9 protein-coding genes are annotated in these 11,459 nt (G+C 51.5%); 3 read left to right on the top strand and 6 right to left on the bottom strand.

The window, feature by feature from the left end; translation table 11 throughout:
• Positions 1-110: 110 nt before the first annotated feature.
• From C5S61_RS20810 to C5S61_RS20835, 6 genes are read right to left on the bottom strand one after another with little or no spacing between them, the layout of a single operon-like run.
• Positions 111-923, bottom strand: a complete 813-nt coding sequence (locus C5S61_RS20810; protein ID WP_110518436.1) for a ferric iron reductase — start codon at positions 921-923, stop codon at positions 111-113.
• A gap of 28 nt (positions 924-951) precedes the next feature.
• Positions 952-2,010 carry an ABC transporter substrate-binding protein gene (locus tag C5S61_RS20815; RefSeq protein ID WP_110518422.1) on the bottom strand — a complete coding sequence of 353 codons (1,059 nt, stop codon included), beginning with the start codon at positions 2,008-2,010 and terminating at the stop codon, positions 952-954.
• Between the two features lie 58 nt (positions 2,011-2,068).
• Positions 2,069-3,163, bottom strand: coding sequence for an ABC transporter substrate-binding protein (locus C5S61_RS20820; protein WP_110518424.1), 1,095 nt, complete (start codon positions 3,161-3,163; stop codon positions 2,069-2,071).
• 18 nt (positions 3,164-3,181) lie between these two features.
• Positions 3,182-4,012, bottom strand: coding sequence for an ABC transporter ATP-binding protein (locus tag C5S61_RS20825; protein WP_110518425.1), 831 nt, complete (start codon positions 4,010-4,012; stop codon positions 3,182-3,184).
• A 7-nt stretch (positions 4,013-4,019) separates the two neighbouring features.
• The gene (locus C5S61_RS20830; RefSeq protein WP_110518427.1) at positions 4,020-5,075 is read right to left on the bottom strand and encodes a FecCD family ABC transporter permease; all 1,056 of its coding nucleotides are present in this window, start codon (positions 5,073-5,075) and stop codon (positions 4,020-4,022) included.
• Entirely contained in the window at positions 5,072-6,115 is a 1,044-nt protein-coding gene (locus tag C5S61_RS20835) for a FecCD family ABC transporter permease (RefSeq protein WP_110518438.1), read from the bottom strand. Before C5S61_RS20835 ends, C5S61_RS20830 begins: the two co-directional genes overlap by 4 nt.
• Positions 6,116-6,710: 595 nt before the next feature.
• Between C5S61_RS20835 and C5S61_RS20840 the strand changes: the two genes are divergently transcribed.
• The 3 genes from C5S61_RS20840 to C5S61_RS20850 are packed head-to-tail and all read left to right on the top strand — an operon-like array spanning position 6,711 to position 10,108.
• Positions 6,711-7,388, top strand: coding sequence for a succinate dehydrogenase cytochrome b subunit (locus C5S61_RS20840; RefSeq protein WP_054533827.1), 678 nt, complete (start codon positions 6,711-6,713; stop codon positions 7,386-7,388).
• Between the two features lie 10 nt (positions 7,389-7,398).
• Positions 7,399-9,312: a fumarate reductase/succinate dehydrogenase flavoprotein subunit gene (locus C5S61_RS20845; protein WP_110518429.1), complete on the top strand. Its 1,914-nt coding sequence runs from the start codon at positions 7,399-7,401 to the stop codon at positions 9,310-9,312.
• A gap of 16 nt (positions 9,313-9,328) precedes the next feature.
• Complete coding sequence (locus tag C5S61_RS20850) at positions 9,329-10,108, top strand: succinate dehydrogenase/fumarate reductase iron-sulfur subunit (protein ID WP_110518431.1); 780 nt, start codon at positions 9,329-9,331, stop codon at positions 10,106-10,108.
• Positions 10,109-11,459 lie beyond the last annotated feature (1,351 nt).

The following is an 11,459-nucleotide window of genomic DNA, read 5'->3' on the forward strand; positions in this document are numbered from 1 at the left end:
ACCCTGTGGTTTTTGCGCAATTCGTTGGTGAAACCGATCGGCTCCCCCTCCCCCACGTGCAGTAGGCGAGGGGGTGAGGGAATGTGGTTGCCAATCCAATGAACCAGCCTTTAGTTGCTTAACCCCGTCATGCGTTGTAAGCGCTCAGCAGCGGGCAACAATGGGCAATCGTTGCAATTATCGCCGCCTTCAACTTGATAGTACAAGCAGCAACCGCCACGCTGAAGAAATGTCGCACAATCATTACTCGCCGTATTCAGCTCAATATAGCCAGTTTTGCTGGCCTTCATGGCTGAACCTTTGGCTCCCACAAAGGCCAAACCTTCTGCACAAGCAAAATCAACTTGATCAAGGCGCTGGCCAACCCGCAAGAAAATACCAGCACAACGATCGGCAATGATGTTCCATTGGGCACGTTGGCCTAAACCTGATTGCTCAGCAACCAATTGCACCACTGGAGCCATATGTTGCTCGAATTGCTGGCGGAATTGTTCGCGCAAGCTGGCTTTATCTGCAACAATGGTCGCACCATGATGCGCTTGATCAACGGCTAAGCCGAAAAACCGCTCCGAGGCAAAGGCGACTGCTGGCTGATTGCCGTTGCTACTGCTGGGGAAACGCGCCAGCACATTGGATCGATCCATGTCGGGAATCCGTTGATCGGCCAATAAGCTGGCAATCGCTGCCCCAGCCAGATACCAAACATACGAACTAATAAAGAACGAACCTGCCAAACGGCGCTTTGCCAGCTTGCGGGTTTCCGCAAAGCTTTCAAGAATGGTGCTCAGCATCGCTGGATCGGTCAATGCTGTAGCTGACACCCAATCTGGCTCGTTTGGTTCGACAATCCGTGCAACCAAGTATTGATCCAAGGTCGCGGCGCGTTCCAAGCTTTGGGCAAGTGGGCTACGTTCTACATGCATATGCACATCCTCTATCAATAACAATTGTTTATTGCTTGGTCAAGCTCTTGACGACCCGTTCGGCCAGCACTTCTGCTGATAATGGACCGCCAAAGAACCAAACATCGCCACCCAATGGATAGGCTTGGCCCTTCTTCACAAAATCGAGGCTATCCCAAAATGGCTTGATCGCGCCGCTGGCAAATGGGTTGTCGTCATCAGCTACAACGTACATAAAGTTGACATCGCCCAACCCAGCCAAGGCTTCGCTACCTACCGTCGAGAAGCCGTAGACTTGGAAGGTGCTAGCAGTCCAGGCATTCTTGAGGCCAGTTTTAGAGATCAATTTGGCAATCATCGAGTTGTCGGTGAACAAGCGAATTTCGGCGGCGCTGTTTGAGGTGTAGGCTTGCGCCAAAACATATGGAGCGTTTTCAAAGCCTGCTGCGGCCAAGGTTTGCTTGGCTTCGGCGTAGGTTTGCTCCATCTTGGCCAACACAGCCTTGGCTTCTTCGGTCTTGCCCAGCACATCGGCAATCGTGTTGAAGGTTTCGATCATTTCAGTGTATTGATCGCCTGATTCTGGATAGGCATTGAACACCAAGGTTGGGGCGATTGCGCTATATTGAGCATAGTTCTTTTCAGCATCATACTGAAGCGTAATAATCAGATCAGGCTTGATTGAGGCAATTGTTTCGAGGTTGGCCTCGCCACGAGTACCAACATCAACTGCAGCTGGGCCTAATTCAACTGGCACATCAACCCATTTGTTGTAGCCTTCGATGTCGGCGACACCAGCTGGTTGCACGCCCAAAGCCAAAAGATTTTCCACATACACCCATTCGAGCACAACGACCTTTTGTGGCACGCCAGTAATCGTCGTTTCGCCCATGACGTGCTTGATCGTGCGCGTGCCAGCAGCGCTATCTGCTGGAGCAGTGGTTGCTTCGGCGGCAGCTTCAGTCGCGGCAGCGGTTGGTTCTGGTGCAGTCGTCGCGGTTGCGGCGGCAGCGGTGGTTGGAGCGGTCGTAGGGGCTTGGGTTGCAGCCGATGAACCACAGGCAGCCAACACGCTGACCAAGCCAATTAATGCCAAAAATCGTTGCATTGTGTATCTATTCCTGCTAGCCGCTTGCTATTCTCAAACGGCCAGCGCTAAATCAGGCTTATTTGCTTTCCGACAAGAGCGCTTCGGTGACCCGTTGGGCAAAGACTTCGGCGGCAATTGGGCCACCAAAAGTCCAGGTTTGGCTATCCAAGGTGTGGGCCTTGCCAGCTTTGACAAACTCTAGGCTATCCCAGTAGGGCTTGATCGCAGCACTTTGGAAGGGATCGTTATTTTCTTCGGTGATGTAGAGCATGTGAATATCGTTGAACTGAGCCAAGGCTTCGGTGCCAACCGACGAGAAGCCCCAAACTTGGTAGGTTGGGTCGGCCCAAGCGTTTTTCAAGCCCAAACGCTTGATAATTTCCATCACAGCGGCGTTGTCGGTGAACAAACGCACTTCGGCAGCGTTGTTGCTGGCGTAAGTTTGGGCTACCAAGACATTGGCATCAGCCAAACCAGCGGCAGCCAATTGCTCTTTGGAATCAGCAAAGGTTTGTTCCATCTTGGCCAACACTTCTGCGCCTTCGGTTTCTTTGCCCAAAACTGCGGCAATTGTGCTGAAGGTTGTGGTCATTTCGTCGTATGGATGGCCTTCACCCTCTTTCAAGTAGGGGTTGAACATCATGGTTGGGGCAATGGCATTCAATTGATCGTAGATCGTTTCGCCACGCAACGAGCCAACCAAAATCAGGTCTGGCTTCAATGCGGCAATCGATTCAAGATCGGGTGATGGATTTGCGCCAATTGAAACCACGCTAGGATCAATCGTCAACGGCAAATCAATCCACTTGGGATAATTTTCCAAATCGATTGCGCCAACTGGTTGCACACCCAAGGCCACAACATCTTCCAAATACATCCAGTCGAGGGCGATAACCCGTTGTGGAACATTTGGAATGCTGATTTCGCCCAACGCATGGGTGAAGGTACGTGTGCCACTGATGGCAGTTGTATCGCTAGCGGTGGTGGCGGTTGGTTGGGCCACAGCAGCTTCGGTTGGTGCAGTTGTTGCGGTCGCGGCGGCGCTGGCCTCGGTTGGAGCCGTGGTCGCGGTCGCTGCTGGTACGCTGGTTGGGGTGCTGGCCGCACCGCCACAGGCTGCTAACACCGTCAATAGCAAGCCACAAGAGAGTAAACGAGAAAAACGAACCATTGAACGTTACTCCTAGGGTTAAGCGCGGCTGCCAACAGCATCCGCATGCAATAGGCTATCTGTAGGTTCCGCAGCACACAGACCATACGGAATGCACAATGGCACGCCGGTGCGCGGATCGGGTATAACTTCAGCTTCGATGCCAAACACAGCGCGTAACAACGACGGTGTAATTACATCGCGCGGCGCTCCAGCGGCTTGCACAACGCCAGCCCGCAGCGCAATCACATGATCGGCATGGCGCGTGGCATGGTTCAAATCATGCACCACCATCACAATCGTGCGGCTTGATTGACGATTAAGCTGTTCTAAAAGCTGTAAGACTTCGACTTGATGGGCCAAATCTAGAAAGGTAGTTGGCTCGTCAAGCAGGATAATATCGGTTTCTTGGGCAAGGGTCATGGCGATCCAAGCACGTTGGCGTTGGCCACCAGAAAGCGCATCGACCGCCCGATCAGCCAATTCGACCATGTTGGTAATTTCAAGCGCCGAGCGTACCGCTGTTTCATCTGCCGCCGACCATTGCTGAAACCAGCGTTGGTGCGGATAACGGCCTTGCGCCACCAACTCACGCACAGTCAAGCCTTCGGGCGCAACCGGATTTTGCGGCAAAATGCCAAGTTGGGTTGCTAATTGGCGGGTCGGAATGCGCTGCACATCGTGGCCATCAAGCACAACCGCGCCATGCTTGGGCTTGATCAAACGGGCCAAACCACGCAACAAGGTCGATTTGCCACAGCCGTTGGGGCCAATCAAAGCGGTAATCTGCCCAGCAGGCAGCGTGATCGACAACTGATCGAGAATGTTGGGGCCATCGTAGCCCAAGGTTAAGCTATCGGTTGCTAACATCACGTCCTCACTTTGTCTTGGCATGTTGGTAGAGCATTGTCAGGAAGAACGGTACGCCAATCACGGCGGTCACTAGGCCACAAGGAATTTCGTTGGGCGCGGCAATCGTTCGGCCAATCCAATCGGAAGCCACGAGTAGCAACGCGCCAAGCATGCCAGCGGTCGGCACAAGCCCGGTGTGATCGGTACCAACCAAGCGGCGGGCAACGTGCGGCGCAATCAAGCCCACAAAGCTAATCACCCCAGCAACGGCAACGCTTGCGCCAGCCAAGGCCACGGCAACAAATAAAATCCACGCTCGTTGACGGCCAACGTTTACGCCCAAGCCCAAGGCGACATCTTCGCCAAGGTGCAGGCTATTGAGTTGGCGGGCTTGAAACCAAGCCAAGGGCACGGCAATCGCGACCCACGGCGCAAAGGCCCAAAAATCAACCCACGAGCGGCCATAAACGCTGCCAGTCAGCCAAATCATGGCCCGTTGCACATCGTAGATATTGCCAATCGTAATCACCAAGGTTGTTACGGCAGACCCAACCGCGCTCAAGCCAACCCCAATTAAGATCAAGCGCATCGGCGAATCGCCACCCTTGCGCCAAGCCAAAACATACATCAAGCCAGCGGCGACCAAAGCGCCAGCAAAGGCTGCGACCGGAATCCAGCGGGCGGGAAAATTGCGCACCAAGATTGTCAACACAACGGCGACTAAGCCAGCGCCAGTGTTGATGCCCATAATGCTTGGGTCGGCCAGTGGATTGCGGGTCAAGCCTTGCAACAACGCGCCAGATGTACCAAGCGCCAAGCCAACTAAGGCCGAAAGCAGCATCCGTGGCAAGCGCAGAGTCCGCACAATCAGTACATGTTGCGGGTCGCCTGTTTCCATGCCAAGCAAGGTTTTAACCACATCGAATGGGCTAATTTCATATTCGCCAACGCCCATGTTGACAATCATAATTACCAATACCAGCAGCCCAACAATCAGCCCAACCTTGGGCAAACGGCGATCGATGCGCAACGAAAAGCGCGCATGTTTGGGCCGAACGGTAATCCATGGAAATGTTTTCATCGTTGCACCCGCCAGCGTACAAGGTAAATAAACATTGGGCCGCCGAGCAGCGCAGTAACAACACCAACTGGAATTTCCATCGGACGAACAATCACCCGCCCAATAATATCGGCCACAACCAGCAGCAAGGCCCCGCCGATGGCGCAATAGGGCAAGAGCCAGCGATAATCGATGCCAACGATAAAGCGCATAATGTGTGGCACCAACAAACCCAAAAAGCCAATTGGCCCCGCTAAGGCAACCGCGCTGCCAGCCAAAAGCACTACGGCAATTGCCGCAATTACTTTGACCCAGCCAGTGCGTTGGCCCAAGCCACGCGCCACATCTTCGCCCAAGGACATGGCGGTTAGCGAACGCCCAAGGCTGAGCGCCAACACCGTGCCAACTACTACATATGGCAGGCTATCGGCAATCAAGCCCAAATCGCGTCCGGCAACCGTGCCCGCCAACCACAAGCGCACTTCATCAAGCGTTTGTTGATTAAGAATCAGGATGGCGCTAGTAAACGAGCTACAGAAGGCCGTGATCATGGCTCCTGCAAGGGTCAATTTGAGCGGAGTTGGCCCGCCACGACCCAAGGAACCAAGGCTATAAACCAGCACAGCAGTAACCGCTGCCCCAGCAAACGCAAAAATCGAATACAGATTGAGGGTTTTGATCTCGAAGAAGGTGATTGCCAGCACCACGCCCAAGGCTGCGCCGCTTTCGATGCCCAACAAGCCTGCGTCGGCAAGTGGGTTGCGGGTCAGGCCCTGCATAATCGCCCCGGCCAAAGCCAAAATGGCCCCGACAATCGCCGCCACCAGAACCCGTGGCATGCGCAAGGTGCGAATAATTAGGTGTTGGGTAGAGGTCGCATCGTAATTAAATAATGAAGCCCAGACGGTGCTTGGCGCAACATCAGTCGCCCCAAAATTAATGCTGAGCGTCATAATCACCAGCAACAGGCCGGTTGCCAAAAGCAGGCCGATTGCTAAAGCCGCAGCGGCGCGACGTTTTGGTTTGGGCTGCGATGTTGATTGTGCAAGGGTAACCGCCACGTTGGTAACTCCGTCGATCAACCGTTTTTTAAGCGCAATAACACGACCAACGCCCAAATGCTTGGCTCGGAAAATCGTAGATTGCTCAACGGTTGGGATAAACTTCGCCGCAACATTCAGCTTCATTAACACAAAACTGAACTAATAAAGACAATTTAATCAGTCTTTATTGTCTTTATTGCGGGTAAGTATAGTCGCTTCAGGGTATTTGTCAAATCAATGATTGGAATAAGTTGGTAGTTAAAACAGTTTACTCTATATTATCCGTCTTTATTACTGAATTCAACGCGCCAATTGGCCTCGATTGGGGTTGCGACTGCTCGCTAATAAGGGTGATTTGTAGTCGAATGTTAATAGAATATTTGTGCTACAAACAAGCAATTTAGGTTATAATAAAGCCATAAATCAACGTTTACTCAACAAAGTTATTCGATTGCTAAGGCAGATTAAATGCAGCCAAGCGGGCAATCTAGCCAGCGTCAGCGTATGTGGACAAAGCTTCACCCACGTGCAGCAAGTGTTTCACCTAAAATGAGTTTTAAGCGATAATATAGAAGGTAAAGATGCCACGTCGGAACAGATAAAGGAGTCAGTAATGACTGGGGTACTTTCTTTCTACCGAACATCTATCGGGAAGAAGGTCGTGATGGCCGTGACGGGCCTGATTGGCGTGGGCTTCGTCATCGGGCATATGCTTGGCAATCTCCAAATTTATTTGGGAGCCGAAGCATTGAACAAGTATGCGGCGTTTCTCAAAAGCACTGGCGAGTTGCTGGTGGTTGTGCGGGTTGTCCTGCTGACCGCAGTTATTCTGCACATCATCGCTGCCGTGCAATTGACGATTGAAAACCGCAAATCGCGACCGCAACGGTACGTCAAGAAACAGCACGTCGAATCGACCTTCGCTAGCCGCACCATGCGCTATGGCGGGGTGATTTTGCTGTTGTTTATCGTCTACCACATTTTGCACTTTACAATTGGTAAAGCACCTGGTGGGCCACAACCATTTGACGTACACAATGTTTACAACAATGTGGTCTATGGCTTTCGCAATGTTTGGGTTTCGCTCTTTTATATTTTAGCGATGCTCGCACTTGGTTTGCACATGGCTCACGGGGTTTGGAGCTTGTTCCAAACTTTAGGCTTAAACAACCGCCGTTTTAATCGGTTGCTGCGTAATGCTGCACTTGGCATTGGCACCTTGTTGTTTTTGGGAAATATTTCGATTCCGATTGCGGTCTTAGTTGGTTTCCTAGAACCAGTAGCGAAATAGGTGACGCATTATGCAATTGAATGCCAAAATTCCAGCAGGGCCGCTGGAAGATAAATGGGATCAGCACCGCTTCGATATGAAGTTGGTCAATCCTGCCAATAAGCGCAAATACACCGTTTTGGTGGTTGGCTCAGGCTTGGCAGGCGCTTCTGCTGCTGCTTCATTGGCCGAGCTTGGCTATAACGTCAAGTGTTTTTGCTTCCAAGATAGCCCACGTCGCGCCCACAGTATCGCGGCGCAAGGTGGCATCAACGCCGCCAAGAACTATCAAAATGACGGCGATAGCGTGCGCCGTTTGTTCTACGATACGATCAAAGGTGGCGATTATCGCGCCCGCGAAGCAAACGTCTATCGCTTAGCCCAAGTCAGCGTCAACATTATTGACCAATGTGTGGCCCAAGGTGTGCCATTCGCCCGTGAGTACGGCGGCGTGATGGCCAACCGTTCGTTCGGTGGCGCACAAGTTTCGCGGACGTTCTATGCGCGCGGCCAAACCGGCCAACAATTGTTGCTCGGCGCTTACTCAGCGCTCGAACGCCAAATTGGCTTGAAAAAAGTCGCCATGTATTCGCGCTGCGAAATGTTGGATATTGTGTTGGTTGATGGCAAAGCGCGTGGGATTATCACCCGCGATTTGATCAATGGCAAGATCGAACGCCACGCAGGCGATGCAGTTGTGTTGGCAACTGGTGGTTACGGCAACGTTTTCTACCTTTCAACCAACGCCAAAGGCTGTAACGTGACGGCTAGCTATCGCGCTTACAAACGTGGCGCAGCGTTTGCCAACCCATGTTTTACCCAAATTCACCCAACCTGTATTCCAGTTGCTGGCGATCACCAATCAAAATTAACCTTGATGAGCGAATCGTTGCGTAACGACGGACGGATTTGGGTCCCCAAGAAGGCTGGCGACACTCGCGCTGCCAAGGATATTCCGGAAAGCGAACGCGATTATTATCTCGAACGCAAATATCCTTCGTTCGGCAACCTCTCGCCCCGTGATATTTCGTCACGCGCTGCCAAAGAAGTCTGTGATGAAGGTCGTGGCGTAGGCCCAGGCGGCTTGGGCGTGTATCTCGATTTTGCCGATTCGATCAAGCGTTTGGGCAAAAACATGATTGCCGAACGTTATGGCAACTTGTTTGAGATGTACGAACGGATCACTGGCGAAAATCCCTATGAAGTGCCAATGCGGATTTATCCCGCTGTGCACTACACCATGGGCGGCTTGTGGGTTGACTACAACTTGATGAGCAACATCGAAGGCTTGCACGTCTTGGGCGAAGCCAACTTCTCCGACCACGGCGCAAATCGGCTTGGGGCCAGTGCTTTGATGCAAGGTTTGGCCGATGGCTACTTCATTTTGCCCTACACGATTGGCAATTACATCGCCAGCGCCAAGTTGAACCCAGTCACGACCGATCACCCAGCCTTTGTGGAAACTGAGCGCGAAGCAACCAACCAAATCAATCAATTGCTGCAAATCAATGGCAAACGCTCGGTCGATGATTTCCATCGCGAGCTTGGCAAAGTGATGTGGGATTACTGTGGTATGGCGCGGAATGATGCTGGTTTGCGCACGGCCTTGGAACGGATTCCAGAAATTCGCGAAGAATTCTGGCGCGACGTGCGTGTGCCTGGTAGCGGCCAATATTTCAACCAAGAGTTGGAAAAAGCAGGCCGCTTGGCTGACTTCCTCGAATTTGCCGAATTGATGTGCCACGATGCCTTGATGCGCACCGAATCGTGTGGCGGTCACTTCCGCACCGAAAGCCAAACCGAGGATGGCGAAGCCAAACGCGATGACGAAAACTTTACCTTTGTGGCCGCTTGGGAATACAAGGGCGTTGGCACTAAGCCAACCATGCACAAAGAAGTTCTCGAATTCGAAAACGTTCACCTTTCAACTCGTTCGTACAAGTAATCGCTGAGGTGCTTCAATGAAGTTAAAATTGCACATTTGGCGACAAGATAACGCCAAAACAGCGGGCAAAATGGTCAGCTATGATGCTAACCATGTCAGCCCCGATATGTCATTTCTCGAAATGCTCGATGTGCTCAACCAAGAGTTGATCACCAAGGGCGACGATCCAGTGGCCTTCGACCACGACTGTCGCGAAGGAATTTGCGGTGCTTGTTCGATGGTGATCAACGGGATTCCCCACGGGCCACAGCGGGCAACCACCACCTGCCAATTGCACATGCGCTCATTCAAAGATGGCGACGAAGTGTATATTGAGCCATGGCGCGCCGAGCCATTCCCTGTGATCAAGGATTTGGCGGTTGATCGCGCTGCCCTCGACCGGATTATTGCCGCTGGTGGCTTTATTTCGGTTGGCACTGGTGCGCCACCAGATGGCAACGCGATTCCGATTGCCAAAGAAATTTCCGATTTGGCAATGGATGCTGCTGCTTGTATTGGCTGTGGCGCGTGTGTCGCCGCGTGTCCAAATGGCTCAGCAATGTTGTTCACCGCCGCCAAGGTCTCGCACCTGAACTTGCTGCCCCAAGGCGAGCCAGAAAAAGACCAACGCGTGATCAACATGGTTGCCCAAATGGATGCAGAAGGCTTTGGCAACTGTACCAACTATGCAGAATGCCAAGCAGCCTGCCCCAAAGAAATTAGCATTCAATTCATCGCCAAGATGAACCGCGACCTGATTCGGGCCAAGCTGCGCGAAGGCAACAACGCCGGCTCGGGCAAAACCGGAGGGGCGTAGAATCTAGGGATCGGTTGTTGGTCGTTGGGGATCGGGCTGGTACTAGCTCGATCCCCATTATTGATCCACGAAGGGGAATTGGCTATGGGCTGTTGGCTATAGGGTGAAATCGATCATTTAATTCCAATCATATTCCGTGAGCCAAAAGCCTATGGCCTTTACTACTCTGCGCCTCTACGTTACGTTAATTGATCCACGAAGAGCACGAAGGTTAAGTTTTTAGCCACAGATTGCACAGATTTTTGAGATTATATTCCCAGAGCCAAAGATTTGATCCACAAAGCCACGAAGATAGATTTATTTTTAGCCACAAATTGCACGAATTGAACAAATGATTATTTTTAGACACAGATTGGCACAGATTTTTTGATTATTATTTTATACTCTCTGCGCTTCATCCTTCATCCTTCATCCTTTGATTGCTCTGCGCCTCTGCGTTAAATGTTCGCCACGAATTCCACGAATGATTATTTTTCCACAGATTACACAGATTTTTGAGATTATGTTCGTGTTTTCCCATAGCCAATAGCCAAAAGCCTATAGCCCCAATTGTTTCGCCCACAAGCATCCTTCTTCACTGTAACCTAGCGAATTATTTTTCCAATAGGTCATGAAAAAACCACAACAGAAAGCCCCACGCACATGCGCAGGGCTGGGGTAAGAAAATATTAACTCCTTGAACCGCTAGAGTTTGCAGTCTTAAACCCCTCGTCGTCGGGGCAGTGATATAAACAGCCAACTATGACCCGCAAATACAAAGGTCATTTCGTGTTTTAAACCCCTCGTCGTCGGGGCAGTGCTATGAACCGCTGGTGTTGGCGTTCGCGTTCACTTCGTTCGGTGTTTTAAACCCCTCGTCGGCGGGGCAGTGCTATGAACTTTTCTGCTTTAGTGTTTTGCCAATTTCGGCCCAAAGTTTTAAACCCCTCGTTGTCGGGGCAGTGATATGAACTCATTATTTCTTTCAATGATATAAACAATCGTGTAGTTCGTTTTAAACCCCTCGTTGTCGGGGCAGTGATATGAACCAGCGAATATTGGCATAAATAGTTCATTCGCTTTAGCTTGTTTTAAACCCCTCGTCGTCGGGGCAGTGCTATGAAAACTGTGAGAAGGCCGACCGCAGCAACGCGATCCGGATTGTTTTAAACCCCTCGTCGTCGGGGCAGTGCTATGAACCACCACGTCAGGTATTTAATTCTCGCATAGACTTTGAGTTTTAAACCCCTGGTATAAACAAATCATGCAATCATGGATGCGACAATGGATTTGCTTGACCCCATTGCCGCATTGATTTGTCTATGACCCTTGGGGAGGATCACATGACCCATCCTAGCACACCACCGACCAC

This window comes from Herpetosiphon llansteffanensis (genome assembly GCF_003205875.1).
Lineage (GTDB): Bacteria > Chloroflexota > Chloroflexia > Chloroflexales > Herpetosiphonaceae > Herpetosiphon > Herpetosiphon llansteffanensis.